19 protein-coding genes are annotated in these 24216 nt (G+C 54.9%); 14 read left to right on the forward strand and 5 right to left on the reverse strand.

Annotated features, from left to right (window positions below; all coding sequences use genetic code 11):
* The first annotated feature begins 171 nt into the window (after positions 1 to 171).
* The 5 genes from ACZ9IU_RS14265 (at position 172) to ACZ9IU_RS14285 (ending at position 4507) form a co-directional block, all read left to right on the forward strand.
* Positions 172 to 1089, forward strand: coding sequence for a DNA adenine methylase (locus tag ACZ9IU_RS14265; protein WP_244447419.1), 918 nt, complete (start codon positions 172 to 174; stop codon positions 1087 to 1089).
* Positions 1090 to 1135: 46 nt separating this feature from the next.
* Positions 1136 to 1960: a DUF5131 family protein gene (locus tag ACZ9IU_RS14270; protein WP_038543980.1), complete on the forward strand. Its 825-nt coding sequence runs from the start codon at positions 1136 to 1138 to the stop codon at positions 1958 to 1960.
* Between the two features lie 30 nt (positions 1961 to 1990).
* Positions 1991 to 2860: a three-Cys-motif partner protein TcmP gene (gene tcmP, locus ACZ9IU_RS14275; protein WP_038543982.1), complete on the forward strand. Its 870-nt coding sequence runs from the start codon at positions 1991 to 1993 to the stop codon at positions 2858 to 2860.
* Positions 2861 to 3266: 406 nt separating this feature from the next.
* A complete protein-coding gene (locus ACZ9IU_RS14280; RefSeq protein ID WP_038543983.1) occupies positions 3267 to 4028 on the forward strand; it encodes a helix-turn-helix domain-containing protein in 762 nt (253 codons plus the stop codon).
* A complete protein-coding gene (locus tag ACZ9IU_RS14285) occupies positions 4025 to 4507 on the forward strand; it encodes a MobC family plasmid mobilization relaxosome protein (protein WP_244447420.1) in 483 nt (160 codons plus the stop codon). The genes ACZ9IU_RS14280 and ACZ9IU_RS14285 overlap by 4 nt, the downstream gene beginning before the upstream one ends.
* Here the strand turns inward: ACZ9IU_RS14285 and ACZ9IU_RS14290 are convergent.
* Positions 4390 to 5124, reverse strand: a complete 735-nt coding sequence (locus ACZ9IU_RS14290) for a hypothetical protein (RefSeq protein WP_437179024.1) — start codon at positions 5122 to 5124, stop codon at positions 4390 to 4392. The genes ACZ9IU_RS14285 and ACZ9IU_RS14290 overlap by 118 nt on opposite strands.
* A gap of 127 nt (positions 5125 to 5251) precedes the next feature.
* Here ACZ9IU_RS14290 and ACZ9IU_RS14295 point away from each other — a divergent pair, with 127 nt between their 5' ends.
* The 8 genes from ACZ9IU_RS14295 (at position 5252) to ACZ9IU_RS14330 (ending at position 21359) form a co-directional block, all read left to right on the forward strand.
* Positions 5252 to 5752: a hypothetical protein gene (locus ACZ9IU_RS14295; protein ID WP_244447551.1), complete on the forward strand. Its 501-nt coding sequence runs from the start codon at positions 5252 to 5254 to the stop codon at positions 5750 to 5752.
* 3 nt (positions 5753 to 5755) lie between these two features.
* Positions 5756 to 6088, forward strand: a complete 333-nt coding sequence (locus tag ACZ9IU_RS14300) for a hypothetical protein (RefSeq protein WP_244447552.1) — start codon at positions 5756 to 5758, stop codon at positions 6086 to 6088.
* 66 nt (positions 6089 to 6154) lie between these two features.
* Positions 6155 to 8005: a type IV secretory system conjugative DNA transfer family protein gene (locus tag ACZ9IU_RS14305; RefSeq protein WP_038543991.1), complete on the forward strand. Its 1851-nt coding sequence runs from the start codon at positions 6155 to 6157 to the stop codon at positions 8003 to 8005.
* 185 nt (positions 8006 to 8190) lie between these two features.
* Positions 8191 to 8421, forward strand: coding sequence for a type II toxin-antitoxin system Y4mF family antitoxin (locus tag ACZ9IU_RS14310; RefSeq protein WP_080719180.1), 231 nt, complete (start codon positions 8191 to 8193; stop codon positions 8419 to 8421).
* A gap of 285 nt (positions 8422 to 8706) precedes the next feature.
* Complete coding sequence (locus ACZ9IU_RS14315; RefSeq protein ID WP_038543992.1) at positions 8707 to 11994, forward strand: helicase-related protein; 3288 nt, start codon at positions 8707 to 8709, stop codon at positions 11992 to 11994.
* Positions 11991 to 16166, forward strand: a complete 4176-nt coding sequence (locus ACZ9IU_RS14320; RefSeq protein WP_080719181.1) for an Eco57I restriction-modification methylase domain-containing protein — start codon at positions 11991 to 11993, stop codon at positions 16164 to 16166. The genes ACZ9IU_RS14315 and ACZ9IU_RS14320 overlap by 4 nt, the downstream gene beginning before the upstream one ends.
* Positions 16163 to 17734 (forward strand): AAA family ATPase, encoded by a 1572-nt coding sequence (locus tag ACZ9IU_RS14325; RefSeq protein WP_038543994.1) that lies wholly within the window; start codon positions 16163 to 16165, stop codon positions 17732 to 17734. The genes ACZ9IU_RS14320 and ACZ9IU_RS14325 overlap by 4 nt, the downstream gene beginning before the upstream one ends.
* A gap of 4 nt (positions 17735 to 17738) precedes the next feature.
* Complete coding sequence (locus ACZ9IU_RS14330) at positions 17739 to 21359, forward strand: ATP-dependent DNA helicase (protein WP_038543995.1); 3621 nt, start codon at positions 17739 to 17741, stop codon at positions 21357 to 21359.
* A 73-nt stretch (positions 21360 to 21432) separates the two neighbouring features.
* On the opposite strand, the gene ACZ9IU_RS14335 is transcribed toward ACZ9IU_RS14330, so the two are convergent.
* From ACZ9IU_RS14335 to ACZ9IU_RS14350, 4 genes are all read right to left on the reverse strand, one after another.
* Positions 21433 to 21720 carry a helix-turn-helix transcriptional regulator gene (locus tag ACZ9IU_RS14335; protein ID WP_038543996.1) on the reverse strand — a complete coding sequence of 96 codons (288 nt, stop codon included), beginning with the start codon at positions 21718 to 21720 and terminating at the stop codon, positions 21433 to 21435.
* 17 nt (positions 21721 to 21737) lie between these two features.
* On the reverse strand, positions 21738 to 23060 hold the full coding sequence (locus ACZ9IU_RS14340; protein ID WP_038543997.1) for a type II toxin-antitoxin system HipA family toxin: 1323 nt from the start codon (positions 23058 to 23060) through the stop codon (positions 21738 to 21740).
* 78 nt (positions 23061 to 23138) lie between these two features.
* Positions 23139 to 23492: a hypothetical protein gene (locus ACZ9IU_RS14345; RefSeq protein WP_038543998.1), complete on the reverse strand. Its 354-nt coding sequence runs from the start codon at positions 23490 to 23492 to the stop codon at positions 23139 to 23141.
* Positions 23489 to 23884, reverse strand: a complete 396-nt coding sequence (locus ACZ9IU_RS14350) for a helix-turn-helix domain-containing protein (RefSeq protein ID WP_244447422.1) — start codon at positions 23882 to 23884, stop codon at positions 23489 to 23491. Before ACZ9IU_RS14350 ends, ACZ9IU_RS14345 begins: the two co-directional genes overlap by 4 nt.
* 110 nt (positions 23885 to 23994) lie before the next feature.
* Between ACZ9IU_RS14350 and ACZ9IU_RS14355 the strand changes: the two genes are divergently transcribed.
* Entirely contained in the window at positions 23995 to 24213 is a 219-nt protein-coding gene (locus tag ACZ9IU_RS14355) for a helix-turn-helix domain-containing protein (protein ID WP_038544001.1), read from the forward strand.
* The last annotated feature ends 3 nt before the right edge of the window (positions 24214 to 24216 follow it).

Consider the following 24216-nt stretch of genomic DNA (forward strand, 5'->3'; position numbering starts at 1 on the left):
CCATCGCTTTTATTATGCAGACCCGCATATTCGATGTTTATAATATACCTACTGATGTTTCAGATCAATATTTCGATGGGTGACGACGCATCTTTGAGGGCTGGCGGGTTATGTGCTCGTCAGGCAGACCGACGACATGATCTGGGATAAATCGACCTGGAGCAGTGGACATTGCAAACCATCCCTGCCAGCCCTGCGGAAGGCACTCGCTATCAGCTGTTCTACGGCTGGGAAGGCGGGTCGCTGCGAAACGGTGGGGAGTTCACCTATCAAAGCGACAACCTCACAGGTGATGCAGAGAGCGGCTATCTGATGAAGGTTGTCGCCCGATCGGCGGATTTCGTCGACGCGGACAAAGCCTCAGATACCGAACATTTCGAGAAGACCACGGTCGGCGAGATCGTCAACCAGATCGCGTCGAAGATGGAAGTGATCAACGACATCAACGGCGATGTTGCCAATCTCTTCCGGATCCTGCAACGGCACTATCCACAGTTCCTGGACACGCTCCGTTTCCAGATAACGTCCAGGCGTGAGTTCGATCGGCTAGCCCGCACCGACCCGTCAACGCTGACCGACTTGGAGCGCGCAGCGCGTTTCCTTTACCTCCAGCGCCTGGCCTTTGGCGGGAAGGTTTCGGGCCAGAATTTCGGCGTATCGATGCAGGGCGGCCGCTTCAATCTCATGAAGATGGCGCCGCAACTCGAAGAGATCCACGAGAGGATGGCCGGCGTGGTTATCGAGAACCTGCCGTGGCGAACCTTCATCGAGCGGTACGACCGTCCGGGCACCCTGTTCTATCTCGATCCGCCCTATTGGGGCAGCGAAGACGATTATGGGAAAGCGGCTTTCAGCCGGGCAGATTTCGCGGAGATAGCTGATGTCCTCGGTCAGCTAAAAGGTCGCTTCATATTGTCTTTGAACGCGGTTCAAGGGGTCTTCGAGACATTTTCAAAGTTCCAGATCGAAGAGGTCGACTGCACTTATTCGGTCGGCGGGGGCGCCAGCGCAAGACGCGTCAAAGAGGTGATCATCAGTAACCGCACCTCAGGCAGAGCCGCCGCATCTGAGGCGATCACGGTTGTTTAACTAAGGGGCAACTACAAATATACTCTCGAATAAGAGGTGATTTGCGATGGCCGAACTGACCAAGATCGAGTGGACCGACCGTACATTCAATCCCTGGACGGGTTGCACAAAGATTAGTCCCGGCTGCGACAATTGCTATGCCGAGGGATGGTCCAAGCGCTCCGGCCACGTGAAATGGGGAAACAATCCTCGAAAGCGGACCACGGATGCCTATTGGAAGGCGCCGTTGACGTGGCAATCGCAGGCCTCGGCATTCTTCCATGAGCATGGCCGCCGCCAGCGTGTGTTCTGCGCTTCACTCGCCGATGTGTTCGACAACCAAGTCGATGCACAATGGAGGCGCGATCTCTTCGACCTCATCCGTGAAACGCCGGATCTCGATTGGCAATTGCTAACCAAGCGCCCGCAGCAAATCAGAAAGATGCTGCCGGCAGATTGGGGGTCGGAGGGCTATGCCAACGTATGGCTGGGGTTTACGGCTGAGGACCAGCTGCGATTTGATCAGCGGAAGTCCTTCATAGCTTCTATTCCAGCCAAAGTATGGTTCGTCAGTTATGAGCCGGCGATCGGACCACTCCGAATCGCTGCCGACGACCCCAAGCCCAACTGGCTGATCATCGGTGGTGAAAGTGGTGGAGGAGCCAGACCAATGGACGCTCGTTGGGTTGATAATGCTCTTGAGGATTGTGAGGCCTACAAAATCGCGGCCTTCTTCAAGCAATGGGGGAACTACGCCAATAACCCTTTGACAGGCAGCCCTTCAATGAGCCGAGTGGAGCAGAAGCAGGCCGATCCTTTCGGCAAAGGCGGGGGTCTTGTCGATGGCGCTCTCGTGAGAGACTTCCCCTTGGGATTGCGCCGGTCCGGTTGACAACCAAGGGCATTGGGCGTGGCATAAGCCATGACCAATGATTCTCTCTTCCAAGATCTGCCAGACCAAATGGCGCCCGTCTCAATCATGCAGGCGGGCGTCGATCCGGTTTGGACGGAGCATAAAGCGAAGCTCATCGCGCGGTATCTCCGCTACTTTGTGTTTATCACAAAGCATGGCTGTTATGTCGACGGGTTCGCCGGACCGAAGAATCGAGAGTTACCCGACAGTTGGGCGGCCGAGTTAGTCGTAAACTCAGAACCACGGTTCCTAAAGCAGTTTTTTCTGTGTGATCAGGATGCCGAACAGGTCCGTGCGCTTCAATCACTAGTTTCCGGCCAACCTGTCTCGCCGAAGCGACACTTTCAAGTTCTGCATGGCGACTTCAACGCGACCGTAGACGAGGTGCTTAATAGCGGCGTCATTGGAGAAAAGACTGCCACTTTTTGTTTGCTGGACCAGTTTAGTTGCGAATGTCATTGGGAAACTGTCAGGAAGCTCGCTCGGCACAAAGGGGATAATGCGAACAAGATCGAGCAGTTCTACTTCCTCGCGACAGGATGGCTCGGAAGAGCGCTCTCAGGTTTCAAATCTGACAATCCTATGCCTGACAACTGGTGGGGAAGCAGTGATTGGTTGAAGCTGAAGGGCCTGGGCGGCGATCTGATTGCCATAAAGATGGCTGAACGTTTTCGGGATGAACTTGGCTATCGGTTCGTTCGACCCTGGCCAATCTACAAACGTGAAAAGGGAAAAGGTCGGGTCATGTTTCATATGATCCACGCGAGCGACCATCCAGAAGCACATAAGCTCATGAAGCGGGCTTATAAGCACGTGCTCGACGTCCCTGAGAGCGAAGAGCAGTTGAAGCTAGAACTTGCCGATCATCTGTCGACTTAATTGACGACCGCTCGGAAAAAGAAAAATTCCGGAACCTCGTGTCAAAATTCCGGAAATTCGCGTCCGACTACACCCAAGTCCGCTCCGGGATGTTTTAGGTCGGCGACGAATCTGGAGTTTGCAAAACCTAGTGTCAAAAATGCAGAACGTCGCGTCCGGCTACATTCGGCACGAGGTTGTCAACCATGTCTTAGGTACGTTTTGTTACCTATGTCTCCGGTCAGACAGACAGAGAAATGGTGGGCCCGGAGGGCCTGCCGAATTCCAAGAAAATCAGCAGCTTAACCCTGTGTGGGACGAAGACCCCATCTTATAAAAATCAATGGCTTAGTAAAGCCGCCGTCCCACTTTTTCCGGCCGTTTTCGGCCATTCTTTTCCGCTGGTGTTGCGCCCAGGGAGGCGCGCATGAGCGGGGCGCGGCCATTCCGGGACGTGAAGCTGCAATGGCTTCAGCAGTTGAGCTGCGACAAGGATGTGAGCGACAGCGCGCGGTCCGTGGCGCTTTACATCGTCACCACGCATTTGAACGGCCACACCGAAAAGGCGTGGCCGTCCTATCAAACGATTGCCGACGCGACCGGCAAGAGCGTCAAGACCATTCAGCGCGCCGTCCGTGAACTTGAGGTCAAAGGATGGTTCGAAGTCCAGCGCGGAAATGGCGTCGGGCACAACACAGAATATCGTCCCTCAGCGGCGTCGATTTTACGCGCATCGGATGCCCGCGAAAAGACGGACAAAGTTGTCACCCTTTACCCCAATGAAGGCGGTCAAAATCGTCCGGAAAGGCGGTCAGATCTGTCCAGCGAAGGGGGACAAATATGTCCACCAAACTTAGAGAAAGAAAAAATATATAAACCTAACCCGCGCGAGGACGCCCCGCCGCGCGTCGAGACGCGGCGAGCCGTCCCGCTCGTTTTCGTCGCCGAAACCAAAGCGGATCAGGTCGAGCAATGGCGCAATTGGTTGCGACGTCACGGCTTTCCTTCGATCGACGCCTTGGGCATGCGGACGGTGAAAACCGGAAAGCCCGGCTATGCCTTGCCCAGCTATTGGCCACCGGACGAGACGAGCCCGAGTGCGCTGGATTGGATTACTTTCTTCAGCCGACGCCGTGACCACATTGCCGATGAAACCGCCCGACAAACCGACCTTCGGAGGGCGTCATGACGGCTGGCGATTTGAAGGGAGCAAGGCGACCCCTGTCATACGGCGAGCCGTCCGACAGGGAGCCTTGTGAGGGGAGGCAAGCCTCCCCTTCAAACCCCACCAAGAGCACGCGGCGATCGCCCAAGGGCGACCTCAACGCCGTCGTGGTTTTCCGCTGCACGGCATCGGAAAAGCAGGCGCTGACCGCCCGCGCGGCGCGGGCCGGTCTGCCCTTCGCCACGCTGATGCGGGAAGCGCTTGGCCTCACCGAAGCGCGCCGCCGCCGTCCCGTCCCCAAAGTGGACCCGGAGCTGGTGCGCGCCGTCGCGCAGATCGGCGGCAACCTCAACCAGATCGCCCGATGGCTGAACACGGCCCAGGCTCAGGGCCAGGTGTCCGCCATCGACGCAATCACGGTTGCCGCGCGATTGGTCGCCATCGAGCGGGCGCTATCGGCAACACTTGAGCAGTTCACGGCCAAGGATGGCGCGCCGTGCTGATCAAGTTTTTCCGCAACGGCCAGGGCGGCGGGTCGGGACCGGTTGACTATCTGGTCGAGCGCGACGTCGTCGCTTACGACCAGAACCGCAACGCGATCCGCGACGAGCGTGGCGAGGTCATGCTGTTTGCCCGCGAGCCCCTGCCGGAGGTGCTGCGCAGTGATGCCGACAGAATGCGCTCGCTGATTGACGTCTGCCCGCACCAGTGGACCTATCGCGCCGGCGTCATCGCCTTCACGGCGGAAGACGCGCCAAGCCATGCCCTGCAACGGCAGGTGATGGACGCCTTCGAAAACCTTGCCTTTGCCGGCCTCGAAGCCGACCAGCGCGATATGCTTTGGGTGCGACACACCCATGAGGGCCGCGTCGAGCTTCATTTCGTGACACCGCGCATGGAGCTGGCGAGCGGGCGTAGCCTCAACATCGCGCCGCCCGGCTACCAGAAGCACTACGACGCCCTGCGGGATGTTCTGAACAAGGAACACGGCTGGAATGATCCGATGGCGCCGGAGCGCGCCCGCGAGACCGTCAGCCTTATCGAGAGCGTGCGGCGCGGCGATGCCCGCGAGCTGATCCATGACTGGATCGTCCAGCGCATCGAGACCGGCGAAATCCATGACCGCCCGAGCATGACCGAGGCTTTGGCGGCGGCAGGTTTCGACCTGCCGCGCGCCGGCAAAAACTACATCACCGTGCGCGACCCAGAGACGGACGAGCGCTGGCGCCTGAAAGGAGGCCTGTTCCGTGAAGACTGGACCCGAGAGAATACCCTTGAGCGAGCGCTTGAAAGATCGGCTGGCGAGCCCAGCCGCTCCGGAAGCCGGCTCGACGCCATCGCCCTCGACGAGCTTCGAGACAGATTGGAGAGAAGCCTTGAAGCGCGCGCAAGCTACAATCGAGACCGATATCCGCAACTTCACGGACGCGAACCGCCAGCACTTGAACGAGGCCCTGGCGATGACCGAGGCGGACGTGAGCCGGCTCCGGTCGATGGTACAGCCGTTCTTCCTGACCATGGGCGCGGTGACGTTGCTGATCGTCCTGTTGAGCTTCACGGCGAGCTGGTTTTGGGCCGGGCTGATGATCGACCGCGCCCAGAACGCCAGTCTCTGGCAGATGGGTTTGCAGATCAACCGGACCAGCAGCGGCAAAGTCCTGACCTGGGACGTCAACCGCCTTCGGCTGATCACCTGCCAGGCCGGGACCGACAAACCGCCATGCCTGAAGATCGTCCAGGGAGATTGACCGATGACCACACCCGCCAGACCACCGATGCCCGAGACCCTGTCGCCGCTGGAGCGCGAATTGCTGGGCTACGTCGAGACGTTGATGAACACCTTGCAGAGCGGAACCGCGCAATTCGAGGCGCTGGAGAAACGCTCGACCGACATGATCGAAAGCCGGCAAGCGGCTTTGGAAGGATCGCTGAAATCGCTCATCGCGTCACAGGCTACCTTCATGAACGCCTGGCTCGCCTCCGGCAATCATTCCAGCGGCACGGCCTCGACCGAGCTGGCGGAAGCGTTCGCCCTGCTGGAGCAAGCCGAAGCGATGCTGGGGGCGGTCGCGCCGCAGACGTGACAGGCCGACCGACCGAGCCCGATCGCGGCCGCAACTGATTTTCATTTCCGTCTGGAGTTTCGATTCATGAATTTCATCATTCAGCCCTATCGCTATGCCCTTTCCATTGCCGTCATTGCGGCGGGCTTCCTGCTGATGGAAACCGCGCCGTTGTTCTGGCCACCCATCTACCAAAATTCGCGCGCCGCGATCATGGTGACGTTTTGCGGGTTCGCGCTGCTGACCTTGGCGGGAGACACCCAGGGCCGCATCCGCAGCGCGTCGGGCTTAGCTGTGAGGGCTGCCCTCCTTGCCGCGTCTGCTCTCGCCCTTACCGACCCAACCATTGCGGCAGGCGTCCTGCTCGACAGCTTCAAGGCTTGGCGAGACGCCGGCTATTCCGGAATCGAGAGCATCCGAGGAATGGTGTCGACATGGGACCGGTTCACAGAGGCGCAGCGGCTCGGTGTGCAAACCAGCCTTGCCATCGGGCTTCCCGCGCCGCTGTTTTTCATTCTGCGGGCGATCTCGATTGCAGCGCCTGCATCATCCAGCCGGATTTCGAAACAAGGGCCGTGGCGCGCCCGATGGATGAATCGCCAGGAACTGCGCCAGCTCCAGCACAACGATAACGGCTTGCCGCTCGGCCTCTCCGGCGGCGTAATGCTGCGCTATCGCCCCAACCCGAAGACCGGATGGCGCGCCGGCCACCATGTCGCCATCGCCGGCACCCGCGCCGGGAAAGGCGTGTCCGTCGTCATTCCCGCCATCATCGACCATGACGGCCCGGTCGCGGTTCTCGACATCAAAGGCGAGAACTTCGCCGTCACCCGCCGCTATCGCCGATCGCTTGGGCGCCAGGTTGTGGTTCTCAATCCCTTCGGTGTCCTCGAGCCGTCGAAAGACCGCTTCAATCCGCTCGACTATATCCGGCAAGCTCATCTCGTCCGTGACATCGAGGTCATTGCCGAGGGACTTGTTCGATCGGAGAGTGGAAACGGTGCGCATTTCGCCGAGATAGCAAAATCCATGATTGCCGCCGTGATCGAGGTCATCATGACCAAGCGCGCCGACGCCGATCGCAACCTGGTCACCGTCATGGATCTGCTATTTTCCGCTGGCTTTGACAAGACGCTGGCGGAATGGGCAGGCGCGCCGGAGACATTCGGCACCCGCCCGGCCGCCGCCGCCGCGACTTTCCTCGCAGCCGGCGAGAATGAGCGCGGCGCAATCAAGACGACGATCAAGAAGGCTTTCGATTGGGCTCGTTCCGATGAACTGCGCGCCTTTCTCAGCACCTCCACATGCTCGCTCGAAAACCTGTTCGAGGGTCGTGCCGACTTCTTCATGGTCGTACCGCTCGACCAGGTGGACGGCCAGGCTGTCTTTCTCCGGCTGCTGACGAACATCATTCTCGGCATGGCCGTAAGGCTGGAAGGCGCGAAAAAGCCAAAAAAGAACGTGCTTTTGGTGCTGGACGAATTTGTTCGTCTCGGTCGCATGGAGAAGCTGATCAACATAGCCAACGTCGCCGCCGGCTGCGGCATTGAGGCGCTATTCATCACTCAAGACAAAGGCCAGATCGAAAGCGTCTATGGGAAGGGCGACACCGCCAGCATTCTCGGCTCCTGCGTCACCACCCGCATTTTCGGTCTTGGCCGCGCCGAATTCGAAACCGCCAATTGGGCCGCGAACGCCCTTGGCGACAAGACGGTGTTGACCCGTACGAAACAATCGTCCGCAAAGTTCGGCGAAAGCCGCAAGACCTCCACCGCCGAGCAGCGACAAAAACTCATGACCGCAGATCAGATCCTGGAAATGAAGACAGGTAAGATGTTGCTGCTGGCGGGGTCGAAACCTCCAGCGCTTGTCGATGCGATCGTGTCGCACCGGCATCCCGTGTATCGGGGGAAGCTGGATCGGAATCCGATGGTGTGAGCCGGGTGCGCAAAGGTTCTCGATTGGGATATGAACTGCTGCCATTGCCAATCAGCGGGCAGTCCGCTCCCACTCAGCCGCTCGGCGGGTGTCACGATAAGGGCGGCGTTAAATTTACCGATCGGGAAAATTGTGTTCAACATCGTGTCAATTAAGCTGTTACTTTCCCGAGCGGGAAAGTAACAATGTCTAAACAAGTCCGAACGTCAGCCGATATCGGCGCCCTGGTCCGAAGCACGCGTAAGGAGCAACGCCTGCGGCAGGACGAGCTCGCGGGCGTCTGTGGCGTCGGCGTCAGGTTCATTGTGGATCTCGAGGCAGGGAAGCCAACGGCTCAGGTTGGAAAAGTCCTGCAGGTTCTTCAAATGCTCGGCTGCTCGGTCGATATACTGCCCCCTGGCGAGCGTAAGCGGTGATAGTAAATGCTTTCAATCTCTGGTGGGATATTCGCGCTGTTGATCAAACTACCGAACGGGCGGGGCGATATCAGCGCCGCGAAAGCCCAGGCTTGACGTGAGCACGAAACCAGTTCTCCACTTCGGGTTTCACCACGAAACCGATCGGGATTCGGACGGTTTCTCATCGTTCGTTGCGCTCAGCGTAAGTGCCTCAATAAAATGAATTAATATTGAATCACCGTCGCTCAATTGGGAAACGTAATCTATGATTGATTCGATAGTGCGGTATTTTGGATTGCGGAAATGACGGTATCTGGTCTTAGGGACAACTACATTCGAAGCACAGCTTCAGAATTTCTTCAGCATAGATTGAGGAAGGGCAGCTCTCTTCGCGCCGTTTCGGCTTATTTTTCAATGTATGCATACTATTCCCTCCGGGAGAAGTTAGCTGATCTGCATGAAATGCGCTTTCTGTTCGGCGAGCCGCATTTGTCTCCGGAGAGCCTGGGCGGCGAAGGTGCTGCCTTCGCAATAACGACGGCGAATGAAAAACACACCCTGCAGTTGGGCCTCAAAAACCGGTTTGTTGCGCGGGATTGTGCAAATTGGCTCGACAGCACTGCGGAGATACGGTCTGTCCGTGAACGACTCGTTCATGGAAAACTCTACCATATTGATGATGGTTCGCGTGACCATGCAATGCTCGGCAGTTCTAACTTCACGCTCAGCGGCCTCGGAATATTCGGAAAATCGAACATCGAGCTAAATCTGGTCGTGGATAGTGATCGCGATCGTGACGATTTAAGAGCATGGTTTGATGAGCTATGGTCAGACCAACAGCTCACATACGACGTCAAACAGCAAGTAATATCAGCACTTAACGCGATTTTCCAGAATCATAGTCCTGAAGAGATCTACTTCAAGACACTATCGGAGATCTTTAACCACCTCGATGCCGACGATGACGTCGCCAGACTTCTAGACGACGCTGCAGTTACAACCAGTCAGATCTGGACAACGCTGTTTGATTTTCAAAAAGACGGCGCGAAGGCAGCAGTCCAAAAGTTGGATCGATATGGTGGTTGCATTGTCGCAGACAGTGTCGGCCTCGGGAAGACATTCACCGCTTTGGCTGTAATTAAGTACTACGAGTCAAAAAACAAATCCGTTTTGGTTCTGTGCCCAAAGAAATTACGCGACAACTGGACAGTATACAGGTCAGACAACAACAGCGACCTCAATCCGTTTCTGAGAGACAAGTTCGGTTATACTGTACTTTCTCACACCGATTTATCTCGGGAGAGTGGACATGTTGGTAACATTGATCTCTCTCGCATCAACTGGGGAAACTACGACCTCGTCGTGATCGATGAATCCCACAATTTCCGAAACAATTCTAAAGGTAAACGTGACGAAGACGGCAAACTGATCAGGAAGTCGCGATATGAGCGATTGATGACCGATATCATACAAGCGGGGGCAAAGACGCGCGTACTTCTGCTTTCAGCAACACCGGTCAACAACGACCTCAAGGATTTGCGAAGCCAGCTTTACTTCATTACAGAAAATCGAGACGGCGCGTTCTCGGAAACGCTCGGCATCGGCAATCTCAAAGATCTGCTCGCTAGCTCGCAAAAGGTGTTTGCCGACTGGGCAAGTCGCTCTAAAGAACGCGATGTCGCACGTCTGATGGAGCGCTTGCCGTCCGGGCTTTTTAAACTACTGGACGGTCTCTCAATCGCGCGCTCGCGTAAGCACATTCAGCGCTACTACAGCGCTTCACTGGAGCAGATCGGCCAGTTTCCCAAGCGAGCAAAGCCAATATCAGTCTTCCCGCAGATTGATACCAAGGACCAGTTCCTCTCCTATGACAGGTTGAACGAGCAGATCAGCAAGTACCAACTGGCTGTCTTCAACCCGGCCCGATTCCTCAAGCAGGAATTTGCACATCATTATGATGACGGCGTTGTCCGCAACTTCACTCAGGCGGATCGCGAAACATTCCTAATTGGAATGATGAAGGTCAATTTTCTGAAGCGCCTAGAGAGCTCTATCCATTCCTTTACAATCACCATGGATCGGACGATCGAACGAATTGAGGCGCTCGAACGCCGACTGCTGGACTACAAGCAGGCGCACAAAAATGCCGAGGTGGACGTCACGGAGTTTCAGGAAACACTCGACCTTTTCGAAGACGACGATCCCAATCCCTCGGAAGTCGGCGGAGCAAAGCGGTTCAGTCTTGACCATCTTAAGGTTGACGACTGGTTGAAGATGCTGAAAGAAGATCGTGTCAAGCTCAACGATATCCGGTTGCATGCAAAGGATGTCGGATCAGATCGCGATGCGAAGCTCTTGAAGCTTAAAGAGCTGATTTCCGAGAAGATGCGTAATCCGTCCATCAATCATGATGGAAATCCTATCCGAAAAGTCATCATTTTCACGGCCTTTGCCGACACCGCAGCTTACCTTTATACCCAGATCGAGAGATGGGCCCAGGAGGAATTCGGCACGAATTCCGGTCTCGTCACTGGTAGCGCAAGCGGCTGCAAGGCAACCTTTGGAAGGGCACGCTTCGACGAAATCCTCGTGAATTTCTCTCCCAAATCGAAAAAACGCGAAGGCATGCGCGGCATGCCCAAAGACCGCGAAATCGATATTCTGATTGCCACGGACTGCATTTCGGAAGGCCAGAACCTTCAGGATTGCGATCTGTTGATCAACTACGACATCCACTGGAATCCGGTCAGAATAATTCAACGCTTCGGCAGGATCGACCGTATTGGTAGTCGCAACAAAGAAATTCAGCTTGTCAACTTCTGGCCCACCGAGGACCTAAATAAGTACATCAACCTGAAGAGCCGCGTCGAAGCACGCATGGCTTTGGTCGATCTCTCTGCAACCAGCGATGATAATATCCTTGATGTGGCGGGCCTTGAGGAACTGATCAGCGAGGACATGCGATATCGAGACAAGCAGCTGCTGCGTTTGAAGGATGAAGTGGTCGATCTTGAGGACTTCACAGAAAGCGTCGCTCTAAGCAACTTCACCCTTGAGGATTTCAGGCGCGAACTCAGCAATTTCCACAAACAGCGGCGTGAACCGGAGCTGCCGAATGGCGTCTTCGGCATGGTGCCACCGCACCCCGGATATGCATCTGTCACACCGGGGGTCATCTATTGCTTGCGCGATCGCCGCGATCAGCAAAATGGTGCCTCGGTAAATCCTTTGCAGCCGTTCTATCTGGTGTACGTGCGGGATAACGGCGAAGTCGCATATGGCTTCGCGCAGGCCAAGCAGGTTCTGGACATTTATCGTGCGCTTTGCCTTGGGCAGAAAGATGCTTATCACGACCTGTACGCCATGTTCGATCGGCAGACGGAGGGCGGACAGAATATGGCTGTCTACGAAGCGCTTCTCGGAAAAGCTATTGATGGTATCACGTCCCAATTTTCATCGCGTAACATCGGAAACATGTTGTTAGACCGGGGTGGAAGATTGGTCGTTGAGCCAAACGCGAATAAAGCCGATACCGAGTTCGAGCTGATCACCTGGCTGGTCATCAAAGAAGGCGAAGCATATCGAAAATGATTGATCGGGCTGGGCAAAGGCAAACAGTCAAACAGGCTCTAGGCAGCTTCCAACACGCCGCACCACGGGAGGGCGCGCGCGCGCTTCTGAGTGCGCTTGGCTATACCAGTGGAAAGACCATCCGTCTGGACGGTAGCGTGTCGCAATTTTTGTCGATGGTTGACCGTGATGAAAAGCTGGCGGCAAGCGAGCACGCGCAGACACATCGCTGGAAGGGTGCGGATTTCGTTTTCCAGCTGACGAATGACGAACTTCCCATGCTCGCCGAGGGGCAAAAGGATCTGTTTCACGGTGAGAGCGATTATCATCGCAGCATTATCGAGTCATTCGTCTTCCTGACCATAAATCTAGAAGACCGGGATTGGACGCGCATAGAGCTTGCCGAGATTACCCGTGCGGTGAACCGCCTCTTCCCGATGCCTGCGATCATCTTCTTCCAATATGGCGGAAAGCTCACGCTCTCGGTAGTTCCACGACGTCCGAACAAAAAAGACAATTCGCGGGACGTAATTGAGCCGACGCGAAAAGTGGCGCTGATCAAGGATGTCAATCTCGAACACCCACATCGTGCCCATCTCGACATCCTGACGGACCTGCATATTCAGGCTGGTGTCACCGCCACGAAAGCGCCGAACAATTTCGACGACCTCTACAAGGCTTGGACGGAGATCCTCTCTGCCGAGGAGCTCAACAAGCGGTTTTATCGCCGTCTGTCCGATTGGTATCTATGGGCGGTCGGCACCAAGGACCATCCGCAGATAATGTTCCCGGTCGCACGGGAGGTGGAAGAAAAGGTTGGCGCCGATGAACGGCATAAGCTCAACCAGATTTCGGTCATCCGCCTGCTGACCCGTCTAATCTTTGTGTGGTTCATCAAGGAAAAGGAGCTGGTTCCAGACGCTCTATTCAACGCCGTTCATTTGCGGGAGATGCTGGTGCAGGACCCGGACAAAAACCGCGAGGACAGCACCTACTACAAGGCGATCCTGCAGAACCTTTTCTTCGCAACCCTCAATACACAGATGGAAGGTGATGATCGCAGATGGCGATCCGAAACGGCGGAGACCGGGCGGACGCCGGATTACCTGATCTCGACCCTTTATCGCTACAAGCAGGCCTTCCGTCACCCCGATCAAGCGCTGGAAATTTTCCGCAAGGTGCCCTTCCTCAACGGTGGTCTGTTCGAATGTCTGGACCGGGAAGTGTCAGATGCCGAGTTGGACCGAAATGATGATCTCAAAAAGTGGATCAGCATAGAAGGCAGTCAGAAGGTAATCCGCGCCGATGGCTTCTCAGAGCGAAAGTCCAATCCGCTCTACGTGCCAAACAAGATCTTTTTCGCGGTTGCCGAACAGGGCGGCGACGTTGACGCACCTTTGAACGAGGCCAACGGCACCAATAAAACTGGTCAGAAGGTCGACGGCCTCATCCGCATCTTTGAGAGCTACAAGTTCACCGTCGAGGAGAATACGCCCTTTGACGAGGAAGTCGCACTTGATCCCGAACTGCTCGGTAGGGTCTTCGAAAACCTAATTGCCAGCTACAACGAAGACACCTCAACCAATGCGCGCAAGAAGTCGGGCTCCTTTTACACGCCACGCGTTGTCGTGGATTACATGGTGGACGAGGCACTTGTTGGCTATCTGCAACCAGCTCTCGAAAAGTCAAAAAAGCTCCCGAACCTTGGCCTGCAAAGCCATAAGAATATCAACGAGGCTTTCGATCTGGGGCCAGTGCCCGGCGAGTTTGATCTCCAGCGGACCAATGACGTTAGGACTACGAATAACGAAACGCTGGACGGGCCAGCAACCGAAGTGCGGCTTCGCGCTCTGCTGAGCTATGAGGACACGGACTATGATTTTTCCGAGTCGGAAAAAGACCGGCTGATTGCGCGGATCGAAAGCGTCCGCGCCATTGACCCGGCTTGTGGTTCGGGCGCCTTCCCCATGGGTCTTTTGCAAAAACTGATCCATATTTTGAAGCGGCTCGATCCACACAATAGGCGCTGGAAGGCCGCGCTCCGCGAACCGCTGGTAAAACAGCTTACGCTTGCTGAAGCGAGCCGAGACATCGGTGCCAAGAGCGAACAGATCGAAGCTCTGAGGGATCAGCTCGAAAAGCTCGACAGAGATTTCTCCGAGACTAGCAACTTCCCAGACTACGCCCGCAAGCTTTATGTCATCGACAAATGCATTCACGGCGTCGATATCCAGCCGATCGCCGTCCAGATTGCCAAGCTGCGTTTTTTCATCTCGCTAGTGGTTAGCCAGAAGATCGACGAAAAGGCGGACAACCTCAACATCACGCCGCTGCCGAACCTGGAAACCCGGCTGGTGGCGGCCAATGCCTTGCGACCTATCGAACGTGCTAGGCAGCACGAACTCTTCCGCAACGAGGAGATCGAAGCGACGGAGAAAGCGCTTGCCGAAGCCAATGAGCGCTATTTTGGTGCGCGCAATCGCCGGACGAAAAACAAGGCGAGGGTTCAGATCGGTCAGTTGCGCGAGCAACTTTCAGACCTGCTGCAGGAATCCAATGACCTGCCAAAGGACACGGCGAGGCTAATCGCCCGTTGGGACCCGTTTGATCAGAATGCATCGGCGAAGTTCTTCGATCCGGAATGGATGTTTGGCCTCACTGAGAAATTCAACATTGTCATCGCCAATCCACCCTATGTCCGGCAGGAGAAGATCGGTGCCGACAAGGCTTGGCTGAAGGAGCGCCATGACGCGCTGAAGAAGAAGCAATCGAGGAGCGCAAAATTCTTGCCTGAGGGACTTTACCAGAGCTTTGCCGGCACGGCGGACTATCTGGTCTATTTCATGGAGCGCGGACTTGACCTCCTGGAGCCCGGCGGCTCCTTCGTCTTCATCACCTCGAACAAGTGGTACCGTGCCGCCTATGGCGAGAATACCCGCCGCTGGTTGGGGCGTGCGGCAAAGATTCGCTCGATCATCGATTTCGGCGATGCTGATGTCTTCGATGCCGTAGCCTATCCGACCATCATCGTGGCGCAACGCCGAGTCCAGGTGCTCGAACAGCCGCACGCGGACGATGTGTTGCTCGCCTGGAACTGGCCATCGGACATGGGCCGCAAGGACATTCCGGAATTTCCCGAGCTCTTTCGCAGCCATGCGTATCAGGTACCACAAAAGGCGCTGGACGATGCCAAAGGCTGGCAATTGGAACCGCAGGTCAAGCGCAACTTGTTGGATCGCATCCGCCGCGCTGGCTCACCATTGAAGGATTTTATTGGGAACCGTGTCTATCGCGGTATCACTACAGGTTTCAACAAAGCATTTGTCATTGATGGGGAGACGAAGGCGAAGTTGAACAACGGAAAACATGAAAATGAACTGATCAGGCCGTATCTGACCGGTGATGATATTGAGAAGTGGAAGGCTGAAAAACCTGATCGTTGGATCATCTTCACGCGTAGGGGTGTGGAAATAGCGAAGTATCCACTAATCCTTGAGCATCTATCCCGCTTTAGGGAGTCACTCGAACCCAAGCCGAGTGAGTGGGACGACGAGAATGACGGCAAATGGCCAGGTCGAAAAACGGGTTCGTATCAATGGTACGAAATACAGGATTCGGTTGCTTACTTCGGTGAATTCGAAAAGACAAAAGTAATTTCAACGAAAGTATCGGCGCGTCCATCTTTTGCCATCGATACCACCGGATCATACATTTCGAATACCGCATACTGCTTTTCGAAAGAGGGATTTAATGAATATCTATGTTTAATTTTGAATTCTCCGATATCTAACTTCTATTCGATGCAAGTATTTTCCACGAAGCAAGGCGGATTTTACGAGGTTCAGCCCGATGGATTGGAAGATTTCTCAATACCGACCTTGCCGATAGCCACGTGGCTCTACCAAATCTCTTTCTCAAGTCTGGCCTTGATTTCACCACGCTTCGAGCAACTTCTCAATGGACTGGTCTACGAACTGTTCTTTCCTAATGATCTCCACGAGAGCGATATCCGGTTGTTGGATGCCTGCGAGCGTGCAGGGTTCGACAACCTCTGCAGTCTTGAAGACGAAGCGCTGAGGGAGGCGGCGGAAGTACTCGCCGGCGAGATTTTCGTTCCGTCGCACGAGATAGCAAGCATGCTGAATGCGCTACGTTCCATTGATGTGGTGCGCATTATTGAGGGTGAGGAATGAGTTCGCCGGTAAAGCCCGTTCGGATTAACGAACTAACCATCTGCGACTTTCGCGGATTTCCCGGACCTGCGCCTTTCAAGCTTGAGCTAAAAGGTAAGAACTTGCTGATCTACGGCGAGAACGGAGCGGGCAAATCATCGATCTATCATGCATTTAACGAGTTCTTCTCGTTGGAGGACAACACGACCGCTGGAAAACGTGATCGGCTGTCTGACCTCAAAAACCGATTTTCCAAGGAGCCGTTCGGCAACTGTTTTGTAGAAGTGAAATTCGACGAAGGCTCGGAAGCTAAATGGACCGAAGTAAGCCATCCGGCTGTCTCACCCAACACCCAGGGCGATAAGCAGGTTGTTCAGGGCGCATTGCGCAAGGCGATGCTGGACTATCGCTCTTTGCTTGACACAAACTATAAGCATGGGAGTGGGGAAGTAAACCTGTTCGATGTCTTCATAGAGACGCTGCTACGCGATTATCCCGCAACGAAAGCTGGATCGTCGACCCAAACGGTCCACGAGATCTGGCAAGAGATCGAAGCGATTATGGCTCTGGATCGCATATCACCCGGAAAAGGCAAAGAGCGGGACAGCGCAATCGACGCGATAAACGACGCGATTTTAAGCGCTATAGATGAGCTTCTTCCTGCGCCGCCATCGACCGATGTTGGCCCCATCAACCAGATCCTTCAAGACCTCGGCTGGAAAGACGTCAAAGTGACCCTGCTGGCGTTTAGCAAATTTCGGTTCAACGGCAAAAATCCAAAGGACCTGCGCGGCTTTATTGGCAATGTTATCACCCCCAGTATCGAGCGTTTTGATGAAAAATTCGAAAGACCGCAGAATTATCTGAACGAAGCTCGCCTATCCGCCCTAGGGCTTGCGATTTACCTCGCGGCACGAAAAGTAAACACGCGATTCATGCCAGCGGATGCGCCAAGGCTACTGGTCTTGGACGATGTGTTGATCGGTTTAGATCAATCGAACCGGCTACCGGTCTTAGAGCTAATCTTCTCCAAATTCTCAGATTGGCAGGTTGTTCTCCTTACCCATGACCGCGTCTGGTACGATATGGCTAGAGCCTCCATAAAAGAAAAGGAGGCGACAAAAATACTCGCGTCCAATTCGTGGGAGTTTGTTGAGATTCGAAGTCCTGACGATGACCCGCGCGCAATGCCGCAGTCAATCACCCATGGGGATGGCGCGGCGACGCTAGCTTTGGCGCATTCGAAGGCCTTCCTCGCTCAAGGTCATCTTTCCGCCGCAGCAAACTATGCAAGGACGGCATTGGAAATCGCCTTGCACTATCTATGTGACAAGAAGAGCGTCAAAGTTCGATATAAGCAGGATAGACGGAAGCAAACGTCGGAAGAACTTCTTTCGGCTGCAAAAGAATGGGCAAAAAACGGAGGCAGTAACTCCAAATTTTTTGCAGCGCTTGAGAACGTAGAAATGTTCAAGTCGATAGTCCTAAACCCGAATTCCCACGCAGGCGCGCCAAACATAACTAAACACGAAATTGCAGGTGCAATCGCAGCAGTCGATGCCATTGTTCTCGCAACAAAAGTGACTTGAGAGCATGACCACTCATCTCACCGCGCGCATTGCCTGGCACGATGACGGATGGAATGGCCGCATCTGTTCGAAACCGGAGCAGAACACCTACTGTGTCGGCATGAAGTCCTTTCCCGGTGATTTGATCCACCGCGAGCGCAATCTGAAACGGGAGCAAGCCTGTTCCGGACAGGCGCTTTGCAATGTCAAAAGCGTTGATCTCCCGCCGTGTATATACAGCATCAACGCTTTCGGCCCCGATGCCATTCGAGGATACTCCAACCCGCCCGATTTTTTCTACGGCGGCGCTGAACGGGAAGAATGGGATATGCCCCCGTCAACTGTCTGCGTCTGGCCGTACGAAGCCATGTATGGCGATGAGGTCTATACCGATGGCCGCCTCGACAATGACAAGCGCCGGGCGGGGGCGGACGAGTTCTTTGCTGAGTTGGAGGAGGACGAGAGCCTTATCTTTTACTACGCCAACCATTCCAACCCGTTTACCGACGAGAACGATCCGAGGTATGTGATCGTCGGCGTCTCGCGCGTGAAGCAGATCGGAAAGCCGCTGTTTTATTCCAATCCCTCTGACTATGTTCGTCAGAATTATGCAAATGGGATGATATGGGCGCGAAACATTGCGTCCCATTATCCTGACGAAGGCTTCCGTATACCCTATCATGCTTATCGCGAGCGGCCGGAAATTCTCGACAGGCTTCTGGTCACGCCCGAAAATCCTGCCACCTGCAAATACGGCGCACGTCATCTCACCGACGATGTGACCATCGGCATGCTAGAGCAAATGCTCGACGTTATCGCGCGGTTGAAGGAGATCGGCGACACGAATGAGGATTGGGATGCCCGCGCCACATGGGTACAGGCGCAGATTGCCAAACTCTGGAAGCGTCGCGGTCTGTATCCCGGACTTTTGACCGTGATGGATTTCCTAGATGCAGGGGGCTCGATTAAAAACGGCAAGTGGTATTGTGACCGTGGTGAGGAGAAGAAGGCCTTTGAGCTATTCTTCGATGCCCTGGAAGCGGGCAAGAACTGCCCCGAACTGGAGCTTACCGGCCTTACCCTGAAGCGGGTGTCGCGTTCCTGGCAGTTGCTTGAGTATGATGTGCAGGCTTTTCTCAAGACGATTGCGGTTCGGATTGATCTCTACCTTGATCAGTTGGAAAGCGTCGTCGGGCAGAAACGCATCGCACATGGCCTTCCGGAGAGTTTGGAAGCGATCGTCGAGGACCCCTATCTGTTAAGCGAGTTTTTCGTTGGTGACGGGCCTGACGACATTATTCCCTGGAGCACGATTGATCGTGGGGTCTTTCCATCGCCGGAGTTGGGCGGCGAGGTGCTCTGCGATATGTTGAACGACGACCCCCGAAGACTGCGATCCCTTTGTGTTGAGCAGTTAAAGCGCGAGCCGAACCAGACTTTCCGCCCGGCAGACATTATCCTCAAAGAAATCAACGCGCGTATGGATCGTTTGCCGGAATGGAAACGGCACAATTTCAGCCTGCGCTATTTCGAAGTTGACAGGGAGCCGCTCGAAAAGGCCCTGGTGCTGAAAAAGGAAGACGATCGGCTTTACCTCTATCTGAAGCACGTTTTCCTGGACGAAAGGACTGTAGACAGGACGTTGACCGAACTTTTCGATCGACCGGCGATCACGCTTCCGCGCCCGGTTCCGGAAGGATTTTGGCTTCGAGCGGTATCCGACGATGAATCGACTTTGGCCAAGAAGGGCGGCGACGAATACCGGCTGGCAGTGGAAGCGCAGGCGAGCCAGTGCGCTCAGATTTTCAGGTTGCCGTTATCGGTCGTTTCCGGCCGCGCCGGAACCGGCAAGACCACCATCATCCGCGCCATCGTGAAAGCCATTCGGCAGGCCGAAGGGACCGGAGCACCGATCAATGTAATGACGCCGACCGGCAAGGCGACGGATCGTGTGCGCGCAGTGTTCGAGCGATATAATATTGGCGGGGTCAACGTCTCGACGATGCATTCATTCCTGGCATCAAATGGATGGCTCAACGACAACCTTACATTCAAACGATGGGGAGGAAAATGCGCTGATCTCGAAGGCACGATTGTTATCGACGAGACGTCCATGCTCGATCTGGCTCTCGCAGCGACTTTTTTCCGGTCTATCGAATGGCAGAATGTAAAACGACTGATCCTGGTAGGCGACCATAATCAGCTCCCACCCATCGGCCGAGGGCGCGTCTTTTCGGACATCATCGAATGGCTGCGAAAGGTCGGAGCACCCAACCTGGCGGTGCTGCAAACCAATATGCGCCAGATGGAGAATCGGCTCGATGCAAAAGGTCAGGGCATACTCGCTCTGGCCGAACTATTCCTGGTGGATTCTGCCGTTTACGGCGAGCAGACCTCGCCTGCGGCTGAACAACTCCTTCAGAAAGTGCATCAGGGCGGTAAGATCGATGAAGACTTGGACGTTGTCTATTGGAATTCAGCCGATGAGCTAATTGCGAGCTTGGTTGCTGATCTAGTCTCTGTTCTTCCGAGAGATGCCGAAGAAGAACAAATATACAAGCTTTGGCGAAATGAAGTCATGCAAAACAAGCCAGAAAGACTTCAAGTCTTGACGCCACATCGCGGGGAGCTCCACGGCGTCGACGCATTGAACATCGAGCTGCAATCAATCCTTACGAATGATCTGATTGATAGAGTGGGGGCTGTTGATGGGATTACCTTGAACGACAAGGTGATTCAGATCCAGAACAGGACATCCCGTCGGGGAATTTGGGCTTACGATTTTGCTCTAGGAAAATCTCGTCAAGTTGAGTTATTTAACGGCGAGATCGGGTATGTTGAGCCGCACAACTTCGATCGAGCCGATCTGAAGAAGGTCTTTTCCGGTTACAGCAAAAAGCGACTGAAGCGATTTCAGGTGAAATTTGCGCGGAAAGACAAGATCTGCGTTAATTACGGACGCGAGATTCCTACCTCGACGAGGGGAAAGTCTACCTCAGAGAGCGTCGAAAATAACCTCGAACTCGCTTACGCGATTTCGATACACAAATCGCAAGGAAGCGAGTTCTCTCATACATTCGTGATACTACCGGCTTCACGCAGGTCGCTTTCAGCAGAGTTGCTCTATACAGCATTAACGCGTGCGCAAGGACATTGTCAGCTTTATATACAGGGCAATCTCTCGCCATTGCTTGAAGCGCGAAGGAAGGAAAACGCACAAAGCTTGTTGGTTTCGTCTTCGCTATTCGGGCACTTTAGGACAGTCGACGACCGCCTTTTGGCAAGAAGTGATTGGTATCAAAGCGGAAAGGTCCATGAGGCGTTGAGCGGCGACATGGTTCGTTCGAAATCCGAGGTCATCATCGCAAATCTACTCCACCAGGCTGGAGTGCCTTTCACCTACGAGGAGCCGCTTTACGCCGAAGACGGAACGTTCTTCTTGCCTGATTTCACGCTTCGAATTGGTGGAGAAAAATACTACTGGGAGCATTGGGGCATGTTGTCCGACAAGGGCTACGCGGCGCATCGCGACCTTAAGAAACAGTGGTACACGACACATTTTCCAGGCCGCTTGATCGAGACGTTGGAAAGTGGGCAATTGAGCTCAGAAGCGAAAAGTCAGATCGACGAAATTCGGCTTAAATAATTGGTTGTTACCTCCTTGGAGTTCAATCAAGGTATCAGACTTTCTCGCAATCTGGTCCGCTATTCTGCTCGCGCTATCGAGGTTCCCTGATCCGCGGAACAAAGCCAACCCCGAAACCGAATAGCCGCCCGATTTTATCCAACGTTTCAAGCGTCGGATTTGCCGTGCCGGCTTCGATCTCCGCAACTTGGCGCCGAGTAAGTGCCAGCGTTTTGGCAAACTCTTCCTGGGTCATGCCGAAACCCTTTCGGATTTCTGCCACAGCACTAGGCAGCCTTAGATCACCGGTTCGAGCGAGCTCCGCCAGTGTTCGCCGGTTTTCAAGAATCTCTTCTTTCGTCGGTTTCTTCCAGCGAGCCATTTAGCTGTCCTCCTGCATCATTGGCACGCCACCAGAACGCTGTCCGCAATCTCGATGCAGCGACCCATCGCACGTTCCAGAATCTCAGGAGACGCCCCCATATCTTTCGCCATGGCCGGTGCCTGCCGCAAGCGTTCGGCAAACGCGGAAAGCGCAGCCGCGAGCGCTTTCTGCTCGTCAGGATCCGGCATCAGTTCGCCACAAATGCGCTTCCAATCGGGAAGATGATCGCGACCACCGTCACGCATCATCGCCCATCGGGTGGAGCGAACGATTCCCTCTTTGGCGAGCCGCATTGGTGCGAAATCAAAGAGCGGAGACAGCCGGATCGTGCCGTCCTGGTGCTTGCTGAGAGCGGAATTTCTGCCGTGATTGTCGGGATTGCCAAGCGCCAAGTTGGCGATGTCCCGCTTGAGATATTCAACAACGTCCGAGAACGGATCGGCCGAATATTGGCGCAGAACTTCGATATAGGCCTCGTGCGTGCCGACATGGCCGAAATCGGCAACGCCGATCGCGGATACGAGGCTTTCTTGGCCCAGCCGGACAGTTCCGCCGCCTTCTTTCTTTTTCCGATCGAAACGGGGAATTATCAGCACGCCTTCGGCATAGGTCGATGGTTCGCTGACATTCAGACCGATCTCGTGAGCTATCCGTGAATAGAGTGCTTCGCCTTCGAGAATCAGGCGGTCCACAGGCTCGTTGCTTCGCACCAGCTTGACGATGACGTGGCGCACAGCCTCATCATCGGTCACGAAGCTGTCAGGATAATAGAGCCCGTTGTTCGCCTGGGTCATCGAGACCTTCGGCCATTCGCCTTGCAAGCCGCTTGAGCCAGAGGCGAGCATTCCAAAGCGATCGGCGACTTCCATGAAGCGATCCGACCGCTCAAGGATTTCAACTTCTGTTACGCCTTGGCGCTGTACCCCATGCAGCCGTTCCGTTTCGGCCTCTGCTGCTTCCTTGATCCGAATATTGCCTATGCCGCCCGTTGCCGATCGCAGAAGCAGCGGGAGATCAGAAGCGCGCGAGCTTTCAGCAAGGCTGAGATGCTCGGCAAGCTTTCGCCTTGCATGTCCCTGCGGCATGAGATCCAAGAGGAACGGCGGCCAACTGCGGCTATATCGATTTTCAAGATCAACGGGATAGCGGACTGACAAGGCCCGATGGTCACGGACCGTCTTTCCGGCAGCAAACTCCGCCGAAGCCAAAGAGACGAAATAGTCGATATCGTAATCGACGATGGACGCGCCCTGGAAGCCGGCCGCGTCGTCCTTGAGTTCTAGCGTCGCGGCGTGATGCCACTGGCCGTCAAAATGGGTTTGGAGCGTTAGGCGCATTAATTGACCCTTTCAATGGTTCAAATAATGCATTTTTTCAATTTATTCAACCCATCAAAGTGGGTTGAATAACTGCCGTTAGAACTGCCAGCTACCGAAGCGGTCGTGGAAGCTTCTGATCCGGCTGACCATCTTCCGGCCACGCAACGCACTACCGCAAGCGAACAGCATGAGGGACAGGCTCAGCACAGGTGTCAACCAAGCATCGGAGTCGCTTCTCCCATCAAACACAATGAGCAAGACAGCTCCGATTGCTGCGAAGAAGACCATCCCGAAATCGTATTGCTTTGAAAGGCTCGTGAGGCGGGCCGAATGCTGGGCATAGCGCAACTGTCTTGCCAACTTTCGTTTTTCGAATGCCAGTTGATCGCGCTGGCGACCAAGCACGTATACGCCCTGCATTATCTGCTCTTCGAAGCTCGATTTACTCATATCGCTGACCTCAGATATTTTTCTGCAATTTCCTCTGTGAATTCGCCGTGTTGCTCGGCGTAGTCGATCAGGAACCGGATGAGCTTCAAGCGCTTGTCCGGTTCCACCTGACAGTTTTCCCTGGCGATGAAAGCGTCAACCGCCCCCGTGACCTGGTGATACAGATCGACGGTATCCCGATTGTAAGGGCTTCCTTCCCCCGTGAGCATCCACACGGGGTTCACATTGAATTTCACATGCAGAAGCCGGAGAAGTTTTGCCGGGATCTCGCGATTTCCCCGCTCGTAGGTGTTGTAAGCGCTTTGCGACACCTCAAGCGCTTCGGAAAAGGGCACCTGCTTTAACCCGGAATCCTTCCGGATTTTCCCCAGCCGCTGCCCCATCGCCTCCATGAATCCATCTTGCATAGAAATATCTCAAATGCGATAAAAGTGTTGTGTCCAGCGCGATTATATGATTCGTTCTGTCTCGTGTCGAATTATCTCTAAGGAGTTGAGCAGTTATGCAATCTCAGCTTTTATCACCGAAGCAATTGGCCGATCGCTCCGGATGGCCGGTTGCTCGCATCCGAAACCTGATCGCCAAGCAGGAAATCCGTCATGTCCGGATTGGCGGAAGCCTCTTCCTGCCAGAAAACGCCGTGGATGAGTATCTGGCGGCGAATATGGTCGAGCCCAAGCAGAAGGCTTTGGTGCTTGTTGATAGCGCCTCCAGAGTGTGAGGA

Source organism: Mesorhizobium sp. USDA 4132 (assembly GCF_056279545.1).

What these genes read in the sequence shown, in the direction of transcription:
- ACZ9IU_RS14270 (WP_038543980.1), top strand. Translation starts at nt 1,136, where the DNA reads ATGGCCGAACTGACCAAGATCGAGTGGACCGACCGTACATTCAATCCC.
- tcmP (WP_038543982.1), top strand. Translation starts at nt 1,991, where the DNA reads ATGACCAATGATTCTCTCTTCCAAGATCTGCCAGACCAAATGGCGCCC.
- ACZ9IU_RS14280 (WP_038543983.1), top strand. Translation starts at nt 3,267, where the DNA reads ATGAGCGGGGCGCGGCCATTCCGGGACGTGAAGCTGCAATGGCTTCAG.
- ACZ9IU_RS14285 (WP_244447420.1), top strand. Translation starts at nt 4,025, where the DNA reads ATGACGGCTGGCGATTTGAAGGGAGCAAGGCGACCCCTGTCATACGGC.
- ACZ9IU_RS14290 (WP_437179024.1), bottom strand. Translation starts at nt 5,124, where the DNA reads ATGGATTTCGCCGGTCTCGATGCGCTGGACGATCCAGTCATGGATCAG.
- ACZ9IU_RS14300 (WP_244447552.1), top strand. Translation starts at nt 5,756, where the DNA reads ATGACCACACCCGCCAGACCACCGATGCCCGAGACCCTGTCGCCGCTG.
- ACZ9IU_RS14305 (WP_038543991.1), top strand. Translation starts at nt 6,155, where the DNA reads ATGAATTTCATCATTCAGCCCTATCGCTATGCCCTTTCCATTGCCGTC.
- ACZ9IU_RS14310 (WP_080719180.1), top strand. Translation starts at nt 8,191, where the DNA reads ATGTCTAAACAAGTCCGAACGTCAGCCGATATCGGCGCCCTGGTCCGA.
- ACZ9IU_RS14315 (WP_038543992.1), top strand. Translation starts at nt 8,707, where the DNA reads ATGACGGTATCTGGTCTTAGGGACAACTACATTCGAAGCACAGCTTCA.
- ACZ9IU_RS14320 (WP_080719181.1), top strand. Translation starts at nt 11,991, where the DNA reads ATGATTGATCGGGCTGGGCAAAGGCAAACAGTCAAACAGGCTCTAGGC.
- ACZ9IU_RS14325 (WP_038543994.1), top strand. Translation starts at nt 16,163, where the DNA reads ATGAGTTCGCCGGTAAAGCCCGTTCGGATTAACGAACTAACCATCTGC.
- ACZ9IU_RS14330 (WP_038543995.1), top strand. Translation starts at nt 17,739, where the DNA reads ATGACCACTCATCTCACCGCGCGCATTGCCTGGCACGATGACGGATGG.
- ACZ9IU_RS14335 (WP_038543996.1), bottom strand. Translation starts at nt 21,720, where the DNA reads ATGGCTCGCTGGAAGAAACCGACGAAAGAAGAGATTCTTGAAAACCGG.
- ACZ9IU_RS14340 (WP_038543997.1), bottom strand. Translation starts at nt 23,060, where the DNA reads ATGCGCCTAACGCTCCAAACCCATTTTGACGGCCAGTGGCATCACGCC.
- ACZ9IU_RS14345 (WP_038543998.1), bottom strand. Translation starts at nt 23,492, where the DNA reads ATGAGTAAATCGAGCTTCGAAGAGCAGATAATGCAGGGCGTATACGTG.
- ACZ9IU_RS14350 (WP_244447422.1), bottom strand. Translation starts at nt 23,884, where the DNA reads ATGGAGGCGATGGGGCAGCGGCTGGGGAAAATCCGGAAGGATTCCGGG.
- ACZ9IU_RS14355 (WP_038544001.1), top strand. Translation starts at nt 23,995, where the DNA reads ATGCAATCTCAGCTTTTATCACCGAAGCAATTGGCCGATCGCTCCGGA.